The organism is Psychrobacter immobilis, assembly GCF_904846225.1.
Taxonomy (GTDB): Bacteria; Pseudomonadota; Gammaproteobacteria; order Pseudomonadales; family Moraxellaceae; genus Psychrobacter; species Psychrobacter immobilis_F.
Genome location: NZ_CAJGZJ010000003.1, coordinates 222,550 through 248,902, shown reverse-complemented (window position 1 = coordinate 248,902; position 26,353 = coordinate 222,550). Strand labels below are relative to the sequence as shown.

Genomic DNA, 26,353 nt, shown 5'->3' with positions numbered 1-26,353 from the left:
CAAGGATGTAGTGTTGAAATAGTATTATAAAAGTTCAGATAAGCCCACTGTCCTATATATTACTGTTTATGACTTAGGATGAGTCAATACGGAAAAAATAATAACAACAACACGAAGTATCATGGCCCTGAACCAATCGCCCTAGGTTCGGGGCTTTTCTTTGTGTGTAGGTTTCTCACTTTACATCCAATTCCAGCATCAAACCAAAGATCAGTGCCCAATAAAAAGGGCACACGAATTGACATGTACCCTTTGTTTATAAAACTATTTTAGCTTTTATTCGTACTATTAATGAATGGATAAATTATCCAAGCACTTGGATATAGGCACCAGCACGCAGCTCTTGTAGCCAGTCTTCTTTAGCTTGTGGCGCTAGACGTTGGTATAGTGCTTGACGTGCCATATTACGACGATATTCTGTACTAACGTCTTGCTGACGCTTGCCTTCAATCTTTAATATATGCCAGCCAAACTGGGTCTTGAAAGGAGCGGAATAATCACCAACTGCCGTGTTTTTCATCGTGGCTTCGAATGGGGCAATCATATCTTGTTCACTCACCCAATCAAGGTCACCACCGCGGCCCGCTGAGCCTGGATCGTCTGAATAAGTTGATGCCAAACTATTAAAATCAGCACCGTTACGTAGCTGTGCATATAGATCATTGATCTTTTGCTCAGCAAGCGCGTCTGTCTGTAATTCATCGACTTTGACTAAGATGTGACGTGTGTGCCATTGCGGTATAAGCATCTTGTCGCTGTCTTTTTTGTCAGCAAGCTTGATGATGTCAATGCCCTCAGGCGTCACTAATGGTTCACTAACCGCGCCAACATCAAGCTTGGTAATCTCGCTCGATAGTTCTGTTGGTAGCGCCGCTGATTTGTGAAAGCCCATATCGCCACCCTGTAACGGGATAGGATAATTGCCTTGGCTAGCAGCAACGGCTTCTGCAACATCGACATTTGGTACGAGCAGACGAGTACGCAAGGCTTCTGCCACTTTTAAGGCTTCTGCACGCTGAGCTTCTGATAGTCGGCTATAGTCATCAATGTAAGGCACTCGTACATGAATCGTTTGATATTCACTTTGGTTTAAGCGCTTGGCTTCAGGAGAGGCCAAAAATGCATCAATATCCTGTTCACTAATGCGGACACGGCTGCTGATTTGGCGTTGTTGTAACGATTGAATGGCGGCATCTTCAATTAATTGAGCACGTAAAGTAGCATAACTACCAGGTTGTGCTGCATCTAAACGTTGTTGCAATGCTGCGAGGCTGTCAAGCCCTTGTGATTGTGCGATTTGAGCAAGGCGCTGATTGATAGCCGCTTCATCAGGGTTCAGGCCGACGCGCTTGACCATAGACAGCTGCAATTCACGCAAAATAAGCGAATTTAATACTTCAGACTGTAATTGTGGCGAGTTCGCAATGGGTTCACCAGCAGCCTGTGCACGGGCTTGGGTTTGTGTGATAGCATCGACCAGCTCACTTTTTAGAATAGCATTTTCATTGACCAAAGCAATAATGCCATCTGTGCTATTGGCTGGTGTCAAACGATTGACGCTGCTTTGATCGGCAGTGGTCGTCGCTTTTGCTGCTGCAGACTCAACGGTCGCAGCTTGAGCACTTAATGTAAGCGCAAGGCTGGCACTCATAGATAGCAGTACAGCGCGGCTGGTTTGACGTAAAGAAAAAAATCTCATGATGCTCCTCATCAGTGTCATCACATCGGATGGTAGTCGGTCAACGCTATCCAATGCTTTTGATAGGCAAATATTGGATAGCGTTTTCCATAATAGGGTTACGAACGGGGTCGTGAAAAATGTTATATCAATGTCTATAAAAGACATTTTCTGATCTAGGCAAAAGACAGCTTATTAATCTTTCCATGCAGTCTGGACCGGCTCAAAGCCCAAAACTTTATCAGAGAGCAAACGTGTCAAACGACTGCTACCACTACCAAGACCGTTCAGTCTAATCTCAGCCATAATCGCTTGCGTCGGTTTGTCTCTAACATTTAGGTCATTATAGTAACGACGACCATAAACTGCAAAACCAAAACAGCAATCTTCATAATCAACGCCGACCAATGCATCTAACGTTTTGTTGCGATTATAGTCATATTGACCTTGAGCCAATATCCGCCAGCTGTTATTAATAGGGAATACGGCAGATGCTGTAAAAGCAGAAAGCGGTAGCTGGTTTGTGTTTTCATCACGTTGACGCTTAATATATCCCACGTTAAATAAGCTGTTGTCTGAGGGCTGATAACGCAGTTCGGTCGTAATATAATTTAAATCATAATCATTGGTCATTGCACCGCTGACATCAACCCAGAAGTTATTGTAGGGCTGCGTACTGGTATCCCAGACCATCCCCGAAGAAGAAGAAGTAAAGACTGGTTGCTCATTTTCAAGCGTTACACGTCCATCATCGATATAAAACTGCTCTGCTATGCTACCATCAAAACGTGTCACACCCGTTGCGTCGATGTAACGATAGTTGACACCAGGCGTGATTGAATGCAAATCTTGCAAGCGATCATGACCTAAAAACCAACTGTCCGAAAACAGCTGCTCATAGTTGATAGAGGCAATGCGTGTGTTAAAGTTAGGAAGCTCATTTTGATTTTTGTAAGGCGAATAAGTGTATTTTAATCGCGGGCTAAGCAAGCGATATCCACCCAGCGTATCGTCAAAAGCACCAAAAGGTGAGCCAGCTTGATAGAAGTTCAGTCCAGCATCGATACTAGCTTGCGGCACAAATACAGATTGGCTTCCGTCCGCATCATCCAGCTGATTGTCGGCTAAGCTGTCCTCATCAAATGATGTATAAAGATGCTGCAAGCTTAATTCAGGTCTAATATAACCCCAAGATTTCTCTATTGGATAAGCAGCACTGAGTTTATTATAAATACGGGCGCCACTTTTTTCATTTTCAGAACCATCATCGATGGATTTTTTGAAGTAAGCGGAATCGTGTACGCCAGTGATGTCAAAGTTCTTTGCCCAAGGCAAACGATAATCAAGTTTGAGCTGTGGTAAACGCGAGTAAGGCTTATCTTTGTCTTGTAAAGGCTGACCACTGTCAGTAAAAGCATCTAGTGTCTGAAAGGTTTCTACTTTTAATTCACCATCCACATAATCATTATAATAATTAACTCGAGCACGGCGTGGTAAGTTGATGGTATTGTCTGATAAACCCAAGGTATCGAAATCGTTTAGATAGTCTGCATCTGACACATAGCTGTATTTGGCATCACCACTTAAACGTGGAATGCTGCTAGACGACCAATAATGATCATAAAAAAAGCTGGTACGATCTTCGTCATTATATTCTTTATCATTGGGTAGATATGAGCCGTTAAAGATACCTTCGCCATAATTTTCGGTCAGGTAGCGGAACTCACCTGATAGCATGGGATTACGATTGGTATAAACACGGGTATTAAGTGTGGCATCATAGTTGGGTGCTAAATTAAGATAGTAGGGTACGTCAAGTTCAATACCGCTTTCACTACCAACGCTCGCACTCGGCAACAAGAATCCACTACTGCGACGACTGTCAATCGGGAAGTTAAAATAAGGCAGATAAAACACGGGCACATCAGCGATACGGAAGGTTGTATTATAGGCTTTACCGCGACCCGTATCGGTATCTAAATCAATGCTTTTGGCATCGAACTGCCATTTGCGATTGGTGGGCGGACAAGTGCTAAACATCACCTCATCTAACTCATATTGACTGTCATTGGGTTTGTTTAAACGTTTGGCGTAACCGTGTGCTTGCAGTCCCACACTAGCAAATGCCACATCATTGGCCGTTGATTGTCCCGTTTCAGTATTATAATTTAAGCTGTCTGCGACACCAATAAGACCACCTTTTGACCCTTTAAAATCAGAGTTAGGTTGAGTGTTATTTGGAGAGCTGCTCGAAGCATTGCTACCTTGTGATTGTTGACCTATCGCTTTATCAGTAAACATGACATTGCCTTGAGCCGCAGCAATGCTATTACTCAAATCTAGCACGACTTTTTCTGCTTCTATCTGCTGAGTACCTTGATTAATAATGACGTTGCCTGATAGCTCGGCATAGTCAACATTATCGTAATAACCATAGTCTGACTCTGTGAACAGAGGTGCTTGATTGTTTGGAATGCCATTTAAGTTTGGTGTTGGCTGGCCATTGGCTGCTCCAGTTTCATTCACCGCGCGCTGATAATTAGGGTTGCTTTTTGGGTATACCCATTGACCTTCACAGCGCTGTGCGCTATCTATCGCACTAGGCAATAGACGTAGATTGTTACCCACTTTTGGAATAGTTTGTGACGCAGGCGCTAACGCATTTTGCATGTCGTCTGGTTTAGTGTTGCCAGTCTTATTGGTACTGTCTAATGTCGGCGTTTCAGTATCTGGTGTCAGCTCATAGAATTCTGCCAAACGCATTAAACTGTCTTGGATGCTCTCATCATTAACATTAAGTTTGCTAGTATCTGTCACAGGTTTAGGGGTAATCGTTCCACTAGCCTGTGTATTGCTATCTATTTGATTATTACTAATGGTATTTGAGGGTTTGATAGAGGTTGTATCATTGCTCTCATTAATTTCAGTAACATCTAAAGAACCATTGTCTAAGTCATTGTTACTGATATTATTGCTATCAAAGTCACCGTTATCTAAACGGCTGTTATCAAGATTATCATCATCAAAATTGCTATTATCAAAACGGTTAGCTGAAGTAGCGTTGTCAGTCGCAGCACCTACTTTTTGATCCTTATTTTTTGGTAAGGTAGTCTCTTGGCTATTGCTGTTTTGATTGATGCTATTGCTGTTGGCCTCAGGCGTTACGCCTGCGACATTACGGGCACTGCTGTTAGTGATTCGCGGCTCAGTTTGCTGCGTGTCAGCATCGCTGGGCGCCGCGCTAACAGTTAGGCTGGACAAACCTAGGGCACCAAATAAGATCAAACGAATGCTTTGGTAAAGCGGAGAATATAACAAGGGCACACCTATGATTGCAGAGCCTATTGGATTGCGATACTGAATTTGTTAGCCGTACTATTTAATGGTATATAGCAGTTCATAAATGGCTAACAAATCAATAATGTAATGTTAAAAATTTGGGTATTTTACATATAATGACGACTAATCATAGTCAAAAAAAACCAAATCAGCTACACTATTTATCAAAATTTATAATATAGCCAAGCGGTTTTTTAAATGAGCGTTGAGATTATCATTAGCACTATATATTGAATGTGCTATCAATACGAATATTTATAGCGGCTATGGCTCAAGACATGACTATTTTAGCAAGTATTTGCTCGACTTATCACTACTTTAATTGTTTAAGACCAATATTTAACCTGTGATACCTTTTATGACTGATAAAATAACTTTAGAGCCAAATATGACCGAGACCAACACGAATAACCGTTTAGAGCAATTAGAACGCTGGTTGCAGCAAGTATTTGCAGGGCAAGTATTTAATCTTGACAGCTTACCGGGGGATGCAAGCGCGCGCCAATACCATCGTCTCCAACTGTCAGCAGCTAATGATACGAAAGAATCGCGTTATATTGTCATGGATTCTGCTGATGAACAAGACGCTTTGCGCCAGTTCATTAGTGTCGCCAAGCTAATGTCACCAGCGATTAATGTACCGACGCTTATCGCACAAGATGTCGCAAAAGGGTTCTTGGTATTACAAGATTTTGGTACGGTGGAGTTTGCCCATTTGCTCGTTAATGCAACGCCCGCCCAAGTCAATGAACATTATCAGTTAGCAATGCAGACGTTGGTAGCACTACAAACCGTGCCAGTTGAGACGGCAAAATCTCAATACCAGTTGCCAGATTATGATACTGCATTATTAGATCGTGAAATGGATTTGTTTAGTGACTGGTTTATACCTTATGTTGGTGTAGCACTTGATAAAACATTATGGAAAAATTTAAAAGCGGCACTAACTAAAGAGATTTTGCTACAGCCACAGGTCATCGTCCATCGTGATTATCACAGTCGCAATCTAATGCAAGACCAAGCGAACAATGCGCGCCTAGGTGTGATTGACTTTCAAGATGCGGTCATCGGTTCATATACTTATGATTTGGTATCGTTGGTACGTGATGCTTATGTTGAATGGCCAGAGCGTCAAATATCTGAATGGATTAATGATTTTTGGCAATTGCAACAGCAGGCGGCATTAACCACAGCGGATAGCGTAGAGCAGCTTGAGAACGATGTAAATGTAATGGGTGTGCAGCGACATTTAAAAGTATTGGGGATTTTTATTCGCTTGTCTGAACGTGATGGCAAAGACCGCTATTTGGCTGATATTCCCAAAGTCATGCATGATATGCTTACTGAATTGAACTGGCTTGCTGAGCAGGGTAGTGATGAGATGAAGCAAGCTGTTATGCCTTTTAATCAATGGCTGCAAGATACCGTCCTACCTGCTTATCAGAATACATTTGTTTCAAGATAAAAACTCCTGGCAAGATAGAGGTTTTTTTAAGATAAATAGCACCGATCAATTATTCTGCGAATTTACATCATCATATTAAAAGGAGCCTGCATGACAACATCTACGTCTAATATCACGCAAGCAATGATTTTGGCTGCGGGCAAAGGAACACGTTTGCGCCCACTAACACTGAAAACGCCAAAGCCGTTGGTTGAAGTAGGTGGACAGCCGCTTATCGTGTGGCATATCAAAGCGCTACAGGCAGCTGGTATCACTGATATTACTATCAATGCGTCATGGCTGGCTGATAAGTTAATGGAGGCATTGGGTGATGGTTCGCAATATGGGGTCAAACTGCATTGGTCGATCGAAGGTGATGAGCCTCTTGAAACAGCAGGCGGCATTTTTCAGGCATTGCAAACAAGTAAATTGCGAGATGAGCCGTTTATTTTAGTTAATTCTGATATTTGGACGACTTATGATTTTTCCCAATTACGCGCTTATAGCTTGAGTGCCGATCAGCGTGCTCATCTATTATTAATTGATAATCCAGAGCACAACGATGGTGGTGATTTTGCCATCAATAATGGTCTTGCCAGTGAGCAGCCCATTGGCGATGCAGACAAATATACCTTTGCAGGTATCAGTGTCATATCTCCTAGATTGGTAGAAGGTTTAGTGTCAGGACAACCAGCACCGTTGGGACCTTTGCTAAGGCAAGCGATGATAAAATTTCAGATCACGGCTGAGGTGATGACTGATAATTGGATAGATGTCGGTACGCCTGAGCGCTTGACACAGGTGAATGCGTTTATTGAAAGTAAGGGCGCTGACAATCATTTGGGCATATAAAGTACAAAATCAGTATCATAAAAAAGCAGCGTTGATTCATCAACGCTGCTTTTTTATATAAATTTAGAGGTTGGGGTTAAACGCCCATAGCCAGTTTGATTAATTGTGCAATGGTAAAAACAACTAAAAAACCTCCCAAATACAAGCCAAAGAACCATAACCATTGTGATCGTTTCTTACTGAGCTTCTTCATAAATATCTCCTGACTAGCTTATGAATTGTGACTACCATGAATCAGTCATGGCAATCACAGTTTCTGGCTGATCCTATATCCCGCTATTAGCGATTAATACATAGGATTGTGATCAGTTTTGCCTTTGAAAGTATAATATGCAAAAGCGGTATAACTTAAAATAATCGGTAGCATAATAACGGCCCCAATTAACATAAAGGATAACGACGTGTCAGCAGCGGCCGCCTCATAAATAGTCATTTGGTACGGTACGATATAGGGGAACAAGGCAAAGCACACACCAATGTAACCCATCAAAAACAGCGCAACCGTCAATAAGAATGGACGGTACTCACGCTCCGTTGTTAAGTCTTTACGCATAATAAAAAATAATATTAGGGCGATAACTGGCATAGGAGCGAGATAAAGTAGACTTGGGAGGCGGAACCAGCCTTCGAGTGCATCGATATCTGAAAAATACATAAATATTGTGACGATTATCATTGCGACCACTAAAGCAGACAGCATCCAACCTGAGACTTTGCGCGCCCAAACTTGTAACGTGTGTTCGGTTTTTATAATCAGCCAAGTAGAGCCAAGTAAAGCATAGCCAATGATTAAAGCGAAACCACAGACGATAGAGAAAGGCGTTAGCCAATCAAATGGGCCACCAGTATATAGACGATTGCTCGCCTCTAGACCTTGTACCAGTGCGCCGAGCATAATCCCTTGAGAGAACGTCGCAACGACAGAACCGATAAAAAAGAAAGTGTCCCACACATGGCGACGAGTAGAGGCTTTAAAGCGAAACTCAAATGCCACACCGCGCATGATAAGACCAAAAAGCATCGCTGTTACGGGTAAATAAAGCCCCGTCATAATGATACCGTAAGCGACTGGGAAAGCGGCAAACAGACCGCCACCACCCAATACCAGCCAAGTCTCGTTACCATCCCAAAATGGCGCAATCGAGTTCATGATCCGACTACGGTTTTTATCTGAACCCGCAAATGGGAACAAAATACCACAACCCAAATCAAAGCCATCAAGCAGTACATAAACAAAGACAGCAAGAACGATCAGGCCGCCCCAGATCAAAGGTAAGTCTAATACATCACCGAAATTAAACATTAGCGTAACCCTCCATCTTCGACGTCGTTAGCAGGTTTGCTCATGTCTGTGTCATCTTCCTTTGTATGATCGGCGGCATGCTTATCGCCACTTAAAGTACGACCTTGTGATTCGGTAATAGAGTGATCATAAAAATGATCTGCTGCCGGATCTAGATAAGGTTTAGGCCCTTGGGCGATGAGGCGCAAAATATAAAAACTACCCGCACCAAATACGAAAATATATAATATGATAAAGCCAATCAGCGTCGTAGCAACTTGCTGTGCAGCGACTGGTGACATACTTTCAGCGGTGCGAATCACACCATAAACGGTCCAAGGCTGACGTCCTGTTTCGGTCACAAACCAGCCAGACAGTAACGCAATAAAACCAAGCGGTGTCATCATCATCCACGCACGGTGGAACCAAATACTTTCACGATCAAATTGTTGTTTTTTGAAGTATTTGTAGATACTAAATAAACCCACTAGTACCATCAACATACCAATAGCGACCATAATACGGAACGCCCAAAACACAATAATAACGTGTGGTTGGTCTTCTGGTGCCCAGTTTTTGAGGCCTTTGACTTCCTTATCTAAAGAATGGGTCAAGATTAGTCCCGACACATAAGGAATTTTGACTTCATATTTATTGGTTTGGTTTTCCTGATCAGGAATCGCAAATAAGCGTAACGCCGCACCACGTTCATCCTCCCAAATACCTTCCATCGCCGCCACTTTGGCTGGCTGATGTTCTAACGTATTTAGACCATGCTCATCGCCAATCAACACTTGAGCTGGTGCCACAAATATGGCCATAATCATCGCCATACCTAACATGACACGACCATGCTGGCGGTGTTCAACGTGTTTTTTCGATTGAAGATAATAAGCACCGATACCACCAATGACAAAGGCAGTCGTCAAGAACGCGGCTGTCATCATATGAGCGTAGCGGTAAGGGAATGAGGGATTGAAGATAATTTCGAGCCAATTAGTAGGATATAGTAGCCCGTCTGCGCCCATCATAAAGCCTTGCGGCGTTTGCATAAAGCTGTTGGCAGCCAAAATCCAAAAACCTGAGATTAATGTACCGATGGCGACAATAGCCGTTGCGGTAAAATGCATGCGTTTGCTGACACGGCCCCAACCAAATAGCATAATACCCAGAAAAGACGCTTCTAAGAAAAATGCGGTTAAGACTTCATAGGCGAGTAGTGGGCCTAAGACATTACCCGCTTTATCAGAAAAGACGGCCCAGTTAGTGCCGAACTGGTAAGACATGACCACACCGGATACGACGCCCAAACCAAACACAACGGCAAATATCTTGACCCATTGTTTATAAACTTCGGCGTAAATAGGCTTACCCGTTCTTAACCAACGGAATTCTAGAACCGTCAGCCAGCTGGCAAGCCCGATAGAAAAAGCGGGGAAGACAATATGGAAAGAAATAACAAAGGCGAATTGGATACGCGCAAGTGTGAGCGCATCGAGCTGGTCAATCATAAATGTAGCGAACATAAACGGTTACTCTTATGTATTAGCTGAATGGCGCTAGCTTCCATAAAACGCTCAAGTAACTGTCCATAACTATCCACATATTAAAATGGCAAATATTACGGGCAATTGATCAGTGTTGATTGGCGAGCAGCATCAAAGAAAAATTGACGCCAATCTAACGACTGTTTAGCTGGATTGAATAACTTACATCCTTATAAATTAATATATTGCTGTGAACATATTATGCACCTACTTACATACACACGCAAGCTGCTCAACGTCTTGGTAACATATCTAAATAGCCACAAATAATTTTCAGAAGCCTAAACAGCTAGAGTGTGTCGGACATGCTTTAGTAAGTACTGCTTTTAAATTGAGCCTGAGATTCAATTTTTCATTGTTCCTGTAACTGTTTATGCAAAATACGTCGTAACGTCAAAATAGTTTGTGGATTGGCTTGAATACTATGACCACCATTAATAACAGTTTCAGAAGCAGCACCATCTAGATGGGCACTGGTATAAGGCACTATGCCGTCTGATAAGCGTTCCGTCAGTGCTTGGCTGATGTCGTCATCGACAGTCACGGCAGCAATGAGAGGTTCTGCTGGTATATTTGGTGTATCGGATGGCTTGCTTTTAGAGTCTTCTTCAACCGCTTGCGACAAGTCAATTTTTACCCCACCAGACTGCATTTGCGCCAGTCCTTTAGTGATGTCAGCATCGTTATTGGCAATAATTGAATGATAGGTAATGCGATCATTCATGGTGATATCTTTGGTCAATTGTATAAAGGATGATTTATCACTGAGCTGGCTGGCACCATTTTGTAAATATAAAGCGCCCAACGGGTTTTGCGCCAAATCACCTTGTGTTGCAATCGTTGCTAAATTATCAGTCACTGTTTTAATCAAACCTACTGGTAAATAAACGATACGTCGCAGTGCTCGTGTGAACCAACGGTCTGCATAATCTGTGCCGCGAAAAGGGGCAGATAAAAAGACAACGGTGTCTACTTGTGGTAGAGCCTTTAGCTTGAAACGCTCTTTTAGCGCATCTTCAGCAAATGATTCTTCAAGCGCATCACGAATTTTACGTTTTTCATTATTAGACAGGATATTTTGATCATCAAGCCTATCTAGGTCGTCAGTCAAGTTCTCATCGGACAGCATCATGCGAGCGATAATGGCACCCATACTATGACTGATAATCACGCTGTTTTTACTGGCGCGATTTTTTCCTTCGGGGTCAGTTTGTTGGTAAGTGCGGTCAATCAAGCGCTGAATTTGATAGCGATTTTCTAAGATGGGCAAATTGGTTGGATAAAATATTTGCCAAACCTGATAATTATCACGTAATTTATCATCATTAAAAATATCGTTGGTTAAATTTACCCACGTTGCTGGGCTAGAGGCCAAGCCATGTACCATGATTATTACGCGCTTATCAGGATCATAAGGCTCAAGCATAAAGAGTTTCGGCAGGTTTGCTTCTGGCTGGCGAGTAATTAAATTTAAATAACCCACACCATCTAGCTGGTTCTCTGACAGCCACAAGCCATAGCCAGCAGAAAAGTTAGCAGCCAGTGGATAATCATTATTAAGAATATTAATGGTTTCACTTTGATACGGATTATATAGATGAATATCGAGCTTGCGACTGCTTAATGTATCCAACACGCTATCGCCACTTGGCTTAATTAGTCCAGTTAATAGTAGGTGACCCGTAGGATAGATGCGCGAACTTGGCTTGCTATCATCTGCACTGTCATCGTCTTTGTCATTGGACAATCGACCTGATAATGATGACTCTAATAATTGGCGAATGGTGGTGGTATAACGGTCATCTAGGGAGGCTACCAAGCTGATACCTAAGCCTGGACGTTTGCTGATTGAGTTGAGGCCAGAGAGGCGCAGCTCATAAGTGGACACTAAATCTGCTAGAGCAGACGTTTGCTTATGTGCATTTTGCAGATAGTTGTTTTCATTTGGCAAATAAATACCGAGATCATAATCGTTGACTTGTACCTTCATGACTTTGATTTGGTCAGTAGGTTTTCCTTTTAGCGTTGTCAGGTTGGCAATAGATGCTTGCTTGCTGCTGTTGAGATGGTTATCGGCCGTTGGTAGGTATTCTACTTTTACGCCACCCATCATTTTACCTGAGCCATTGGTCGATCTATAAAGCTGGGTAATGACATCGTTACTGGCGGCGTTATAGATATCTTGAGTTTGAATATCGACGTCACTAGGAATACGATTTTGTGCATTAGAGCGATCATTATCTTGATCGGCACCCTCAAAATCATGCGCCAAACTGTCATAAAATAAATAAGTATAACTAGATTTGATCGCATCAAACAAACGCCCTTGATAACCCGTCAGGCAGCTATTGGCGTTTTCTTTTTGGGTCTCAACTTCCGCCTCCTTTAAAGGAGCATTGGCATAGTAAGGGTCGAGTGGTGGGCGAGCAAGAGCATCGCGACAATCTTGAGAGTCGGCAAGCTGACGCGCTTTTGCATAATGCAATTCTGCAAAAATTGCCAATGAAGGACGGTAGTGCTCATTCAGAATACTATCAGTAAGCTGAGTCAAGCATAAGTCAAATTGTTGCATGCAGGCTTGCTCATTGAGGCCCGCTGATAGTAATGCCGATGCTGTATCGCTGCTTAGTTTTTTAGTGGTGACGATATTGCCACGCTGCGCAGTAATGGTTTTCGCTGATGCTTGTTTATTCACTGATACCACACTACACGCAGGTAGCAGCGCTACAACTGCCATCAATGCTAGTGAAATGATAGGAAGGGAGTTTTTGTGAGCGGGCACCACCATAGTTTTGATAGAACTAGCAAAGGTCATAGGTCAGTCCAGTAAATGGTAGTCATAATGATAGGATCAGTGAGATTGGTAAGAGTGAGTGTAGCGTAACTTTTCGCATTAGACTATTTTATTTAAGGCTCAATAACTAAGTTTTATCCATCGAATTATAGGATCAAATTATCGTTATCACTTTGCTCGCGTTAAATTTGAATAAATGAATACAATCATCATTTAGATGAAGCAATAAGTAAAGTAAATTTAGATAAAAAGGCTTTTAGTAGGCATAAAAAAGCGCCCGCATTTTATATTGAAATAATATCGATATAAAATGAAAGCGCTTAGTGTTGAGCTTTGATTATTTAATACATGAGATAAATTTAGATACCTGATTTAATATCGATATTTGGAGCGGGTATATCCCAAATATAGAATTTACCTTCTTCTACAAGTTTGATTTGCTCACGAATAATGGCATTGTTTGGATTTTTGGCTTGAAGACGACGCAAACGCTCTAGCGCGTTATCACGACGATCACTCAACACATCTGACTGTGCCAAGCTTTGCTCGGCTTCGGTGTAGCCTAGAGATACTGCTCGGTCTAAGTATTTTTGACCTTCTTTAAAGCCACCGCCTTCTGATAACATCATGCCGTATAAGAAATTGGCTTCACCGCTATCATTTTGAATCTTGATGGCGCGATCAACATACTGCCCGCCGCGTACCGTATAGTCTGAACCCAAGTCTAGATTACGTCCCATGCCGTTAAGTTTGGCGGCACGAATTAACACATCATAAGAGGCGTTTGGTGACTTAGCATAAGGCTCGATCCATTCTGTCAATACTTTAATTTTTTCACGCGTGTAATAGCGCTGTGTGCGGTTTGGGAAGTTTGGTGGGTAATGGCGTGCGTTAGGTGATGCCTCGGTAATAAAGGCATCAAGCAGGCTCACGTCTAGTTTGTCGGTGCCAAGTCCTTTTTGCTGCGGTATTAATACTGTTTTTACAAAACTCACGTCTGACAATTGTACTTGCGGCGTTGGGATATTAGAAAGTTGACCGCTGCGTAGGTCAATGCCGGTCGCGGTCATTGGACTAGGCGTATATACACGAGTAGTGCCTGTCAACTCAGGCGTTGCTACCATTGGAGCTGCTTGTGGTGTAGCACTCATCGGCGCACTGTTTTGTTGAGCATTGTTTTGTTGAGCATTGTTTTGTTGAGCACTGTTTTGCTGAGCATTGTTTTGCTGATTGCTGGTTGCTGCTGTGCTGGCTTGTGAGTTCGGCTGTGAGGCTAATGGCGAATTCGGTTGAGCAGTTGTGGCAGCGTTAGGGCTAGCAAGACGAATGACGCGTTTGCTTGAATCCATAGCACTAGGCACAGACGTAGTAGGTGCAGCTGTGGCAGCCGCATCCGCTTCAGCAGCATTGGCTGGCGCAGATAATATAATCGCACATGCGGTGGCTAGTGCTGTCAGTGTGGCAAGCTTAGGCGACTTAGCAGATAAACTGCTTGAAAAAATCGATGGGTTAATGGCTTTCATAAAAATCGTTACCTTATTTATTCGTTATCTAAAATGGATGGCAATCAGGTCATGTCTTTGGTGCAAAATCGTACAAATTTTTTATACCGTAGCAAATTAAGCCAAGCGCTATCAGTAGTAGGATTGTTAATAGTAAAAATTAGAACAGTCAGCTTATATCGGTCAGATCATTGACCATATCAATGATAAAGCTAACTGTATTCATCATAATTATACTTGCCGTTATAAATGGTAAGCCGTGGCTTTCATACGATTGGCCATCCAGCGCATGGTGTGACGGATAGGTGGTGGCAATGCTGCGCCGCCACTGGTCAGCGCTAGTTCACGATGATGCAATTCTTCGATATCCATTTGTGCCAATATCTCTTTTGAGCGTTGGTCGTGTTCAGGCAGCTGATTGATATGATCTTGCAGATGCTCACTGACTTGTGCTTCTGTCTCCGCGACAAACCCCAAGCTAAACTCGTTAGAGATAGCACCCGCTACTGCGCCAAGGCCGAAAGACATGCCATACCATAATGGCGTGAAGACGCTGGCATGGCTGCCAAGCTCATTTAAACGAGTCTCGCACCAAACCAGATGATCGACTTCTTCTTCGGCAGAGTGTTGCATGGCTTGTTTAACGCCTTCATCTTTTGCGGCAAACGCTTGACCGTGATATAGCCCTTGCGCACATACTTCACCAGTATGATTGATACGCATCAAGCCTGCGACATGCCTCGCTTCAGTGATGGTTAGCTCAGGAATATCGTCACTACTCACGGGTAATGGGCGAGTACTGGGGTTTGAATGTGGTACGACAGCTCGTAATGCCTTATCGACGCCAAGTAACAGATGGTCGACTTTAGACAATGGACGCAGGGCCATGATTCACTCCTGATGGCTTAATATAGTATCAATAAAAACAACAATAAAATAAAGTTATCTATTCTTTTAAGGCAATTATAGCCATGTCTTCATGCACATTGCTATAGTAAATAATCCAAATTATCAGCACGAATATAAGTGGCTCAATAACTCATGCATCATTATATAACGCATTTTTGCCTATATGATTCGTCACTATCATTTTCTCATGGCTTTAGTTGTTCTAGCTAAAGTCATTTCAACTAAAGCCGTCTTAACTAAAGTTATCTTAACTAAAAGCCGTTTTAACTACAACCATCGCAACTACAGCCATCTTATTTTTCATTTAATCTGGTAGATTGACATCATCATTTGTTTGGATGACGGCATTTTTAATATGCTTATTGAGCTTAATGTATAAAAAGGCACCAAATGCAATATTGAGTAATCCTGTCACTAAAAACAGCTGCGGTAATGTCAAACCCAACGTATTCAAAATAACAATCGCAAAAATCGCTGAGGTGACCATAAATATCGCATTGAAAATATTATTGGCACCGATGATCCGAGCTCGATGACTCTTAGGTGCATACGCCTGCATAGACGCGTATAGAGGCACGATATACAAACCGCCACTAAAACCCAAAAAGAACAGATCAGCAAACACGCGCCAGCTACCATTGATACCAAATAAATCACTGATACCGAGTAGTGTCTCATTATCCACATTAATGTTGAGGCCTGAAAGTGAAAAGTACAAATCAATAGCAAAGATACTTAAACCAGCAATACCAAAAGGCAATAGACGTAGGCTGACTTGGTTTTTGGTAAAGGTTTTACATAATAAAGAACCAATCGACACACCAACAGAAAATAAGGTTAATAGAAAAATGACCACTGACTCATCGCCATGCAAGATAACTTTGCTGAATTCTGGCGTTTGAGTCAAAAATGTCGCGCCATAAAACCAAAACCAGCTGTTGCCTAAGATGACAAAGAATAAAAATGGCAGTGAATATAAATAGCGTACTGTCGCCACACTGGTGGTAAAAATGTTCCAGTCGATGTCTAGGTGAGGTTGCATCGCTGGCATGGTAGGAATATAACGAGCCGCTAAATAACCTAGAACCGCGACAACCAATACCGCCACACTAATCCAATAGAACGATTGCGATAACTGTGTTAAAACGCCAGCGATAATCATACCAAGCAAGATAGCAAGCGAAGTCCCCATTTGAAACAGACCGTTAGCACCCACCAATTCATTTTCGTTCATCGCTTGTGGTAAGTAGGCGTACTTAATCGGTCCAAAAAAGGTCGAGTGCGTACCCATTAAAAACAATGCTACAAATAGTAAGGCATACCACTCAAAGACGAAGCCAACAGCGGCAATCGCCATAATAACCAGCTCAAGCAGTTTAATAAGACGCGTTAGCTTTGATTTTTCAAATTTATCAGCAATTTGTCCAGCTAATGCCGAAAACAAGAAATAGGGCAAGATAAATAACATTGCCGCCAAATTGTTCAAGATACTAACTTCCATTCCCAATTGACTAGCAGCAGTGTAGGTCAGTACTAATATCAGTGCTTGCTTAAAGATATTGTCATTAAATGCACCCAAGAACTGGGTAAAAAACATGGCGCTAAATCGGCGATGCTTAAATAACTGAAACTGGTTGGCCATGAAAGTTCCTACAGATGAGTCGTGGCTGATAAAGTAAAGAAAAGCGCTGAACACAGTTTTAAAGTAATGGTAATTATCAATAGTATCAAAAACTTATTGAAATATAGCATAGGTTTTATCGATATTAGACCGTATAATAGCAAGGCTTTGATAAAAATACATGCGACCAATGCTATGATTTCATAATTAACTAAGTTATGATTTGTAAATTTTGCATGGTTGCATTATAAATTGTGAGTGATGATAAAAGATTACTATTTTCTATCACTCAATTTTGCCCATTGGTTGATACAAATGTAGTGTGAAAATAGGCATTATAAACTGTCAGTATCAAAAGCAAGATAGTAAACCCTCATTTCAGCCAACTGCTATTAGTTTATCCACCGGTAAGACTTAACGATTGTTATCGTTAATCATATTGTGCCGCGTGAGGTGATAGGAAATAAACATGGAACACCAGCCTTCAACGCTAGCGCGCAATATACCGGTTAAGCAGCGTGATACTATCAATATTCAGGATGATATTATTAATCAAGATCTTCGAAAAAACACTCGCACTGCTATCGTTGATACTCATAGTAATGTCCCGCGTATTCATTTTAGGCGCTCAACGCTTTTTACGGCTTTAGCGACTAGCTTAGTGGGTTTTGGCATTGCTCCTGCGGCTTTGGCTGATACGGTCAACACGCCAAATATTCCTAACCAATCTGTTAACAATTCAGTCGTGACCGATCAATCAGACATGCTTTTAGAGGATGATACCCAGCTTGATAAGGCCTTGGACGCATTGCGCCTAAAAAAGGCAGTAGAGCAAGGTATCATTGATCAGTCGGTGCTTGATGACTATACCGAGCAAACCCTAGGTATGAAGAAGTCTGGCTCTGAGCGTTCTGATTCGAAAAATAACAGCACTCAAAATTCAGCTACTCAGCCTCGGAACACCGCTTCATCTCAGACGAATGGCAACGATGCATTCACTGCCATTGATGATATAAATAGTGCTCAGCTCAATCTTGCTGATAATGCCAATGATGACTTGTTGCAAAAAGCGGCAGCGATACAACAGCAGGGCTATCAGATGATGACGCCTGAGCAGATTGATCGTGAGCTGGCTGCGATGGATCTACAGAACACCCAAGACATTGATAGTATTAACAACAATAATAACGTTGATAACAGTGGTTTTGATAACAGTGGTTTTGATAACAGTTTTGCCAACAACATTAGTAGTAACGATAGCGATTTTGATGGGCCAATTGCGACGTTGAATGATACGACGCCACCCATTGGTTTGGATCTGGCGCTAGATTCGAATACTCTGCCATTACCTAGCAACCTTGATACATTAGGTAGGACTGAGGTGGAAACTGAAACAGCCGCTGAAGCTGCTGGGGTTATACCGCGTCCGATCAAGGTGAGCGATTCTGTGAGTAGTGGACGCGTGGATGGAGCAGATGACAATGTCTCCACAAGTGGTAGTGTCGCCACAAATGCCAATGCTGAAACCAATGCAGAGGATAAGCCATCAGAAATTATCAATCCTGATGACTATTTGCCAGATTATCAAGCAGCCACTCAGACAGCCGATGAAAGTATCGAACAAACCAATAAGCCCAAGCCCTCGGCTCGTAGCAAAGGTAGTATCGTTAAGCGCCTTTATAATCGCTTATTTAACAGCGGTTCGATGTCATTACCACATGTAGAAACCACCATTTATCTACAGCAAGCGGACTCTGAAAATACCGCCAATAGTCAGCCAAAAATAATTGAGGCGGATGATGATATTCAGCCGATGAAGAACATTAAAGCGGCTCTTGATGACACGACCGTTCAATCGGTCGTCGATTTTACGGCTGCTTTGCCGCGGCTGCGTGAAACGGCATTAAATGCGGCCAAAGCCGTTGGTTATTATGAAACCAGCTTGCGTCTGCGCCAGCCTAGTCCTGATACGATAGAGGTTGTGATTGAAGAGCTGGGCGAGCCTGTCATCGTGGATAGCCGTATTATCGAGATTCGCGGTGAAGGTAGTGAGCAAGAAGAGTTCGCAACATTTGAAAAAGAATTGCCGCCACAAGAAGGTGATGTCTTTAATCACCGTGTTTATCAAAGTAGTAAAGCGGCACTTGAGTCACTGAGTAATACGTATGGTTACTTCGATCAGTATTGGTTAAACAAATCAGTCGATATCATCTTGCCAGATAACACAGCGGACGTCTCTTTAATCTATAACACTGGCGATCGTTATGAGTTTGATGATGTTGTGTTCTTTACGTATGATGCAGAAACCAACACCCTAACCCAAGACCCTGACAAGCTGCCTGTTGAGTTACCTTTGCTACGGCAGTTATTTGACTTTAAGAAAGGTGATCCGTTTTATCGTCCAGACGTTACCAAATTTAGTAATGATTTATCAGCGACTCGTTATTTTAATACGGTCAACGTCGAATCGATATTGCCACCAAATGATCGCAGTGAAGCCAGCACACTGGCTTTTGATAATTCACCCATCAATAATAACGGCACGCTAGATGGTGACATCAATAACGGCGGCGCATCGAACGTTGTTAATGATAATAAGGGGATAGTAGCCGCCTCCAACGATCCTCGTAACATCAGCCAAGACAATGCTGCTAACAATAATGCTGCTGCGGCTGATACAGGCGAAGAAAAAAATCTTGATGCTAATAATCTTGGTGCTAGCAATCCTGAAACTAATACTGGCGAAACTGTTAATGCAGCCGACATTGCCGCTATTGACTTTTCAGCTGATGAAGAAACATTAGATAAACTGCAAGCCATCAGGCAAAAGGCGGATCGTTTAAGCCGTTTGCCGGATAATCGTGTACTGGATGAAAAAGATCAAGAAGCAAGTAATCTTTTAGGTAAGATTAGCGACTCAATCAGTAATGTTGCTCAAAAAATATTCCCAGATGAAAAAAGCATACTTGCTGACGAAAACTTTGTACCACCAACGCTAGCAGGGCGCAAAACCCCGCAAGAAGTGGCAGAAAATAAAAAAGTGCCATTGTATGTTTTTGTGTCTTCCAGTAAGCCACGCGATGCCGAAGTTGGTCTTGGTTATGGAACAGATACGGGCGTACGAGCCACCGCAAAGATAGATTATAATCTGCTAAATCGTAAAGGTTACCAAGCAGGGGCTGAAACTGAAGTCTCAAGAATTAGTAAAAACGTCGCTGTTTACGCCAGCCGACCTTGGAAGCATCCGCTCAATGATAAATTAGACGCACGTCTGACCTATGAAGAGGAAGTGATCGATCAAGGTAAAGGTAACTTCGATTTGTCTACCAAAACGTTAAAAGCCGCGTTGGCACGTAATATTCGTAGTGACAAGGGCTGGAATCGCAGCTATTCTTTGCGCTACCGTTTGGATGAGCTTGAAACAGGTGTCGATGATACAAAGATTGACGATCTTCCTATACGCTTTACGTCGTCGAGTCCGAAGCAGCAAGCGCTTTTATTGGGTTACGGTATCAACAAAACCAGTGTAGATAATGCGACCAATCCAACGCGCGGTATACGTCAGTATTATTCGATAGAAGCGGGTGCTGATAAAGCGTTTAGTGACACTAACTTGGCAATCGCGCGTGCGGGCGTCAGCGGTATTTATAGCTTTGGTGATGATAAAAAACATCAAGTATTGGGTTCTGTGAATACGGGTTATATTTGGGCAGATGACTTTTATGAAGTCCCTTACAAGTTACGCTTCTTTGCTGGTGGCGATCAAAGTATTCGCGGTTATGATTATGAGAGTTTATCGCCATTAGATAAAGGTTATCTGACTGGTGGGCAAATCCTCGCAGTGGGTAGCGCTGAATACAATTATGAGTTTAAACCAGGTTTCCGTGGGGCATTCTTCACTGATGTGGGTAATGCTTACGACAAAAATTTTGATACTGAGACAAAAGTCGGCGTTGGTGTTGGTATCCGCTGGGCATCGCCTGTCGGTGTGGTACGAGTCGATGTTGCCGCTGGTGTGACAGAAGACAGTATTCCGATTAGACTACATTTCTTTATTGGTTCGCCTTTGTAGTCATTTAATCCAATCGTGTAATTCGTTATATTTAATATTTATCGTGCCAATTGCTGGTAATCATTCTTTAACGTAGTTGAGTGTCATGTTGACAAAAAATACCCCGCCTAGTAACTCACCAGATGAAGATCCAGCACAGCGCGATGCCCGTGCAGTCAAACGTTGGTATCCGCTGTCCTTTTTACTCAAGCTACTGGTACTTATCTTAATCGTACTAGTAATTATGTTTGCGGTGTTTTTTTATGCCGTGGGTACCGACTCAGGTACTAAGTTTGTATTAGACAAAATCAGTGCTGAGACAGGCATCAAGTTTAAGTATGGAAAAGGAAATTTACGTGACGGTATTTGGGTTACTGACATCGATATCGAAGCGACCGAGGATCTTGAGATATTGGTTGATAAAGCTTATGTGAAGATAGGCTGGCGTGCTGTATTTGCCAAAGAAGTGCATTTACGTGATGCAGATATACAAACGATTGAGATCATCAATAATAAGCCACCAACAGGTGAGCCATTCGATTATAAAACCCTACAGTTACCCGTTAATATACGTTTCGATCAAGCCAATATTAAAAAAGTTATTTATAAACAAGTCACCAAAGATCCTATTATCGTTCATGATATTGTGGCTCGTGATTTGACATGGGTCGGGACGATGGTAACGGTCGGTCGTGGCGATTTACAGTATGCTGATATTGTAAAAATCAGTGCCTTACAAGGTGAGATTGATCTACAAGGCGATTATCCGCTAGATTTAAGCGCGATTGCAGAAGTCGGCGCGCTAGAAAAAGCCTATATCGATCCATTAAATATTACCGCAACAGGGACGCTAAAACGCACAATTGGCAAAGTACGCAGTCGTTACAATGACAGCGATGTCAGCGGTGATTTCGTCGTACAGGGATTGGATAGTGATTCGCCGTTTCAGGCCAAATTGCAATGGGATGATATTTTGCTTCCATATGCTGACAGTCAAAATATTCATCTAAAAAGTGGTACTGCGATTGCGTCAGGGGTGATCTCTGAGATACGTCTGCGCATCAATACCGAACTGACGGCCAAAGACATTCCATCAGGTCATTATCAAGGTCGTGCGGTCATTGCAAACAGTCAATTACGCATCGATCGTTTAGATGCTGAGGTTCCCGCTGGTCGTTTGATTTTGCAGGGTATTTTAGATTGGCAAAATAGCTTTGATGCAAAAATACGAGCAACGGGCAGTAATTTTGACATTCGCCGCGCTATTCCTGATGACTATGCTGATTTTAAAGCGTACGCGCCAAAAAAACTCGATGGTAGATTGTCAGTGCATTATCAGCAGCAAAACATCGCTGGTAATACAGAGATTGATGCAGATTTGCGCCAACGTGATGGCGAGCACGTCAATGCCAACATCGTCAGTGGTAAAACCTCTGCAAAGTCTAAACAGGTAGCCCCTTGGTATATTGATGCCAAATGGCAAAATCTCACTCGTCGAGATGTGCCTAACATTGGCAATATTGACAGTCCAAGTGGACAAGCGAATGTTATCGTCCAAGGATCAAAACTATCAGTTGATGCCAATGCCGTTATTAATGAGCTGAATGCTGCCCCTAAAGGTAACTATGATGTGCGCATGCGTAAAGAGGGTGATGTCATCGATATTAACCGTCTTAACTATAAAGGTATCGTAGGTGATTTATCGGGTACAGGGCAGATCCAACTGGCGAACAAGAAGCGTCCATTAACGTGGCAAATTGATGCTAGCACCAATGGATTATTACCCAAAAAATATCGCAGTGATTTACCGCTTGAGCGTCTAACAGGTAATATCAGCGCACGCGGTCGTTTATTAAATATTACCAAAGGTGGTGTTAGTGGCCAGCGTCACATTATTACCTTGAACAAAACCGATTTGCAGGCGCAGCTTGATGCCACACAAGAGGGACGTAATATTGGCATAGCCGGTAGCGGTGATGCCAGCGTCGATATCGTTGGTGGTGAGCTGTCTGTGTTTGATGCGCGTTTTGATGGTCAGATTGATACGGCGGATGTACCAAAAGGACGTCTGTCTATCGATGCGGCTGGTACGCCAAAGCTTATTAGTATTCGTAAAGTAAATTATAGCGGTGAGGCGGGCGCAGTGAATGCGAAGGGCGCTATCGATTTGCGTAAAAATATCGGTTGGACCATCGATGGGCGCTTTGATAAATTTAACTTGGGTTACTTTTTACCCAATAACCCAGCCATCATCACAGGTGATCTCAAAACCAGTGGCGAGTGGCAAACTGCGCCCAAAAACACTAAAAATACGGCAGGCAAGCTGCAACGTTTTGCGGTGAATTTTGATGGTGTACTAGATGCAGAGCAACTACCAGCAGGCAAGTTGACCATTGACGCCAGTGGTGACTCTCAGCTGATTCGTATCAAACGCTTCCGTCATGTGGGCGCGGCAGGCAGTATCGATGCTAAAGGTACGGTCGATGTGCGTCAAGGCATTGCTTGGGATATCGATGCCGTAATGAATCGTTTTAACGTCGGGTATTTCTTAAAGGATACGCCAAGTCTTATCACTGGTACTATCAATACTGATGGACGTTGGAGTGATTCGCAGCAAATTATTAATATCGATAAAATTGATTTAAAAGGTATGTTGAAAGGTCAGCCGCTTAGCGCTAAAGGCAGTTTGGCGGCAAAAATGCGTTTGCCAAAAGATTTGGCAAGCTATTTTAAACGTCTACAAACACAAGATGCGCAAGCACAATATAAACAAGTAAACGCTTTAATCGACAGTTTAAATGCGAACAATCTAGTGCTGCGTTGGGGCGATAACTACATCACGGCGAATGGCAATGCCAAGCAGCTACAAACTAAAATCAATATTACCAGTTTGGATCAACTCTCAGACAAGTTGACTGGTAAAGTCACTGGCGGTGCAACTTTAGCTCAGCCAGCGGGACAGGCATTGCCAACCATTTATATTGATTTGGTTGGTGAGCGTATTGCGTTGCCAGGCTTTGTTTTGCGCCAAGGCCGTGTGCGCGGCAAACTGGTCAATTTAGCAAATAGCCCAAGTCAGCTTATCGTTACTGCTGAAGGCTTAGATGCCGCCGGACAAAGTTTTAAAAGTATTAATGTCTCGTTTAATGGTACTGAACAGGCGCATTTGGTCAACCTCAACGTTGCCAATGAGCAGCTTGATATTAGTGCAAGACTTAAAGGCGGCTTCAATCGAGACAAATTTAGTTGGTCGGGCGTGATTGGTAAGGGCCGTGTTAAATCCAAATACGCGACCTTAAATCAATTGCAGCCCGCGCAATTGATTGTTAATTTGCCTAATAACAATAATGGCAAGAATAATGATTTAAAGGTTCAGTTGGCAGCGCATTGCTGGCAAGCCTCTGACCAAACGGGCAAGCTGTGTTTACGCGAAAACTTAGTGGCATCGCCAGACAAGGGTGAGGTTAATGTCGCTCTACAAAATCTAGATACCTCTTTATTCTCAGTCTTTTTACCTAAAGACATCGAGTGGAAAGCCAAGATTAATGGTAAAGCCATTGTCGGTTGGCAAAGTGGTCGTCCGCCAACCATCAATACCACACTATACTCGGATAATGGCAAAATCGGCTTGACCCAAGATGGCGATAGTACACCTGTCTCCTTGCCTTACAAGCGTGTGTCACTGATTGCGGTATCAGTCCCTGAAGGTATCAAGCTACGTACGGATATCAATACTGGTCGCGGTGCTCGCGGCTACGCTGAAGTCGTTGTTGACCCTTATAAAGCGCCTAAGCCAATCTCTGGTGCATTGGTGCTAAATGAGCTTAACTTAGCGGTATTTAAGCCTTTCTTACCCGGTATGCGAGTACTTGAAGGGAATATCACGATGGCAGGTGGGCTTGGTGGTACGTTAGATACACCGCAGTTTTACGGTGACGTAAAACTTGCCAATGGTCGTATCGCGATGCTCGATTTGCCAGTGAATTTAACCAATATCAATACTGAGGCCAAAATCCGCGGCACACAGGCCACCATTGATGGTAAGTTTAAGAGTGGTACCGGTAATGGTACTTTGACGGGTACCGTTAATTGGCAACAGAAGCTACAGGCCAAACTTAGTATCGTCGGCGAAAACTTGGTAATTACACAACCGCCATTATTAGTGGCTAATATCAATCCTGATATTGATATCATCGTGCGTCCAGGTGATCGTTATGTCGATATTAAAGGCGCAGTCAGTGTGCCCTCGGCCACCATTCGTCCACCAGAAGCCAGCGAAGATATCATTACGCAAACTGAAGATGCAGTCGTGCTTGATCGTCGTCTGATTGGTAATATTAATGACGTATTGGCTGTCTCAAAACCTTGGTCTATCAATGCTGATGTTGGTGTCGATTTGGGCGATGATATCAATTTCCGTGGTTTTGGTGCGGTCATTCCATTGGCAGGCGCGATTAACATCACTCAAGCTGGTACGGGTGTCATGCGTGCTCGAGGTGTGGTGCAAGTATCACGTCGTACCAGCGTTGGTATCTTTGGTCAGAATTTAGACCTTAACTACGGCCAAGTACGCTTCGATGGCGATGTTATGAAGCCAAATCTTAGTATTGAAGCCGTTAAAGAGATCAGTGGTAAGACAGTAGGCGTACGTGTGAAGGGTACGACTGAAAGTCCAAATATTGTTGTCTTTAATAATGCGGGTTTGACTCAGCAGCAAGCCATGAACGCTCTAGTGACCGGTCGAATTGATAATAGAAGCGCCACACAAATCAGCGAACAAGGATTTAAGTCGCAGGTTACCAACAATCTGGCAGCAGCTGGGTTGAACTTTGGCTTGGGTAGTACGCGTAACTTAACCAATCAGATTGGTCAAGCTTTTGGCTTCCAAAGTCTGACGGTCGATGCTTCAGGCAGTAGTGAGGATACCAATGTCAACGTGACAGGTTACGTGTCTCCTGACTTATATATTCGCTATGGCGTAGGCGTTTTTAATGCGCAAAACAGCCTTTCAGCTCGATATCAGCTCACACGCCGTATCTATGTTGAAGCAACCTCAGCCATAGAAAACGCGGTGGACGTGGTTTATAGTTGGCAGTTTTAATAGGTGTATTGAGTCAAAAAATAGTTAGATATAGTCAGTAAAAAGTAATATCGATACATTACGCACTGCGGCTATCAACTTTTTTTGCTTGCTGCGTTTGCGCAGACAGAGGCTGCAAAAGATTGATAGCCGCAGTACCGTATCGTTTTTAGGGTGTTTTGACTATACTCAACACGCCCTAATCTTAAATAGAGTAAATTTCCACAATTTTTTTCCAATAAAAAACGCCTTTT

At 42.8% G+C, this 26,353-nt stretch carries 13 protein-coding genes; 4 read left to right on the top strand and 9 right to left on the bottom strand.

Features of this window, described 5'->3' with window-relative positions; genetic code table 11:
• Nucleotides 1–304: 304 nt before the first annotated feature.
• Both JMX48_RS03895 and JMX48_RS03890 read right to left on the bottom strand, forming a co-directional pair.
• A complete protein-coding gene (locus JMX48_RS03895; protein WP_201534526.1) occupies nt 305–1,699 on the bottom strand; it encodes a peptidylprolyl isomerase in 1,395 nt (464 codons plus the stop codon).
• Nucleotides 1,700–1,873: 174 nt separating this feature from the next.
• Nucleotides 1,874–4,996: an LPS-assembly protein LptD gene (locus JMX48_RS03890; RefSeq protein ID WP_201534523.1), complete on the bottom strand. Its 3,123-nt coding sequence runs from the start codon at nt 4,994–4,996 to the stop codon at nt 1,874–1,876.
• A 409-nt stretch (nt 4,997–5,405) separates the two neighbouring features.
• Here JMX48_RS03890 and JMX48_RS03885 point away from each other — a divergent pair, with 409 nt between their 5' ends.
• Complete coding sequence (locus JMX48_RS03885) at nt 5,406–6,482, top strand: aminoglycoside phosphotransferase family protein (protein ID WP_227687884.1); 1,077 nt, start codon at nt 5,406–5,408, stop codon at nt 6,480–6,482.
• A 90-nt stretch (nt 6,483–6,572) separates the two neighbouring features.
• Nucleotides 6,573–7,313 carry an N-acetylmuramate alpha-1-phosphate uridylyltransferase MurU gene (gene murU, locus JMX48_RS03880; RefSeq protein ID WP_201534518.1) on the top strand — a complete coding sequence of 247 codons (741 nt, stop codon included), beginning with the start codon at nt 6,573–6,575 and terminating at the stop codon, nt 7,311–7,313.
• 76 nt (nt 7,314–7,389) lie between these two features.
• On the opposite strand, the gene JMX48_RS14230 is transcribed toward murU, so the two are convergent.
• The 7 genes from JMX48_RS14230 to JMX48_RS03850 form a co-directional block, all read right to left on the bottom strand.
• The gene (locus tag JMX48_RS14230) at nt 7,390–7,506 is read right to left on the bottom strand and encodes a DUF2474 domain-containing protein (RefSeq protein WP_413786342.1); all 117 of its coding nucleotides are present in this window, start codon (nt 7,504–7,506) and stop codon (nt 7,390–7,392) included.
• Between the two features lie 93 nt (nt 7,507–7,599).
• Nucleotides 7,600–8,616: a cytochrome d ubiquinol oxidase subunit II gene (gene cydB, locus JMX48_RS03875; protein WP_201534516.1), complete on the bottom strand. Its 1,017-nt coding sequence runs from the start codon at nt 8,614–8,616 to the stop codon at nt 7,600–7,602.
• The gene (locus JMX48_RS03870; RefSeq protein WP_227687883.1) at nt 8,616–10,121 is read right to left on the bottom strand and encodes a cytochrome ubiquinol oxidase subunit I; all 1,506 of its coding nucleotides are present in this window, start codon (nt 10,119–10,121) and stop codon (nt 8,616–8,618) included. Before JMX48_RS03870 ends, cydB begins: the two co-directional genes overlap by 1 nt.
• 373 nt (nt 10,122–10,494) lie before the next feature.
• Nucleotides 10,495–12,957 carry an esterase/lipase family protein gene (locus JMX48_RS03865; protein WP_227687882.1) on the bottom strand — a complete coding sequence of 821 codons (2,463 nt, stop codon included), beginning with the start codon at nt 12,955–12,957 and terminating at the stop codon, nt 10,495–10,497.
• A 338-nt stretch (nt 12,958–13,295) separates the two neighbouring features.
• A complete protein-coding gene (locus tag JMX48_RS03860; RefSeq protein WP_201534514.1) occupies nt 13,296–14,459 on the bottom strand; it encodes a tetratricopeptide repeat protein in 1,164 nt (387 codons plus the stop codon).
• Nucleotides 14,460–14,681: 222 nt separating this feature from the next.
• On the bottom strand, nt 14,682–15,326 hold the full coding sequence (gene coq7, locus JMX48_RS03855) for a 2-polyprenyl-3-methyl-6-methoxy-1,4-benzoquinone monooxygenase (protein ID WP_201534512.1): 645 nt from the start codon (nt 15,324–15,326) through the stop codon (nt 14,682–14,684).
• 325 nt (nt 15,327–15,651) lie between these two features.
• On the bottom strand, nt 15,652–16,989 hold the full coding sequence (locus tag JMX48_RS03850) for an MFS transporter (RefSeq protein WP_201534510.1): 1,338 nt from the start codon (nt 16,987–16,989) through the stop codon (nt 15,652–15,654).
• A gap of 448 nt (nt 16,990–17,437) precedes the next feature.
• Here JMX48_RS03850 and JMX48_RS03845 point away from each other — a divergent pair, with 448 nt between their 5' ends.
• Both JMX48_RS03845 and JMX48_RS03840 read left to right on the top strand, forming a co-directional pair.
• On the top strand, nt 17,438–21,040 hold the full coding sequence (locus JMX48_RS03845; protein WP_201534508.1) for an autotransporter assembly complex protein TamA: 3,603 nt from the start codon (nt 17,438–17,440) through the stop codon (nt 21,038–21,040).
• Between the two features lie 85 nt (nt 21,041–21,125).
• On the top strand, nt 21,126–26,120 hold the full coding sequence (locus JMX48_RS03840) for a translocation/assembly module TamB domain-containing protein (protein WP_201534505.1): 4,995 nt from the start codon (nt 21,126–21,128) through the stop codon (nt 26,118–26,120).
• Nucleotides 26,121–26,353 lie beyond the last annotated feature (233 nt).

Bases quoted from the DNA above. Each gene is read 5' to 3' on its own strand.
- coq7 (WP_201534512.1), bottom strand. From the start codon at position 15,326: ATGGCCCTGCGTCCATTGTCTAAAGTCGACCATCTGTTACTTGGCGTC.
- JMX48_RS03840 (WP_201534505.1), top strand. From the start codon at position 21,126: ATGTTGACAAAAAATACCCCGCCTAGTAACTCACCAGATGAAGATCCA.
- JMX48_RS14230 (WP_413786342.1), bottom strand. From the start codon at position 7,506: ATGAAGAAGCTCAGTAAGAAACGATCACAATGGTTATGGTTCTTTGGC.
- JMX48_RS03860 (WP_201534514.1), bottom strand. From the start codon at position 14,459: ATGAAAGCCATTAACCCATCGATTTTTTCAAGCAGTTTATCTGCTAAG.
- JMX48_RS03885 (WP_227687884.1), top strand. From the start codon at position 5,406: ATGACCGAGACCAACACGAATAACCGTTTAGAGCAATTAGAACGCTGG.
- JMX48_RS03870 (WP_227687883.1), bottom strand. From the start codon at position 10,121: ATGTTCGCTACATTTATGATTGACCAGCTCGATGCGCTCACACTTGCG.
- murU (WP_201534518.1), top strand. From the start codon at position 6,573: ATGACAACATCTACGTCTAATATCACGCAAGCAATGATTTTGGCTGCG.
- JMX48_RS03895 (WP_201534526.1), bottom strand. From the start codon at position 1,699: ATGAGATTTTTTTCTTTACGTCAAACCAGCCGCGCTGTACTGCTATCT.
- JMX48_RS03865 (WP_227687882.1), bottom strand. From the start codon at position 12,957: ATGACCTTTGCTAGTTCTATCAAAACTATGGTGGTGCCCGCTCACAAA.
- JMX48_RS03850 (WP_201534510.1), bottom strand. From the start codon at position 16,989: ATGGCCAACCAGTTTCAGTTATTTAAGCATCGCCGATTTAGCGCCATG.
- cydB (WP_201534516.1), bottom strand. From the start codon at position 8,616: ATGTTTAATTTCGGTGATGTATTAGACTTACCTTTGATCTGGGGCGGC.
- JMX48_RS03845 (WP_201534508.1), top strand. From the start codon at position 17,438: ATGGAACACCAGCCTTCAACGCTAGCGCGCAATATACCGGTTAAGCAG.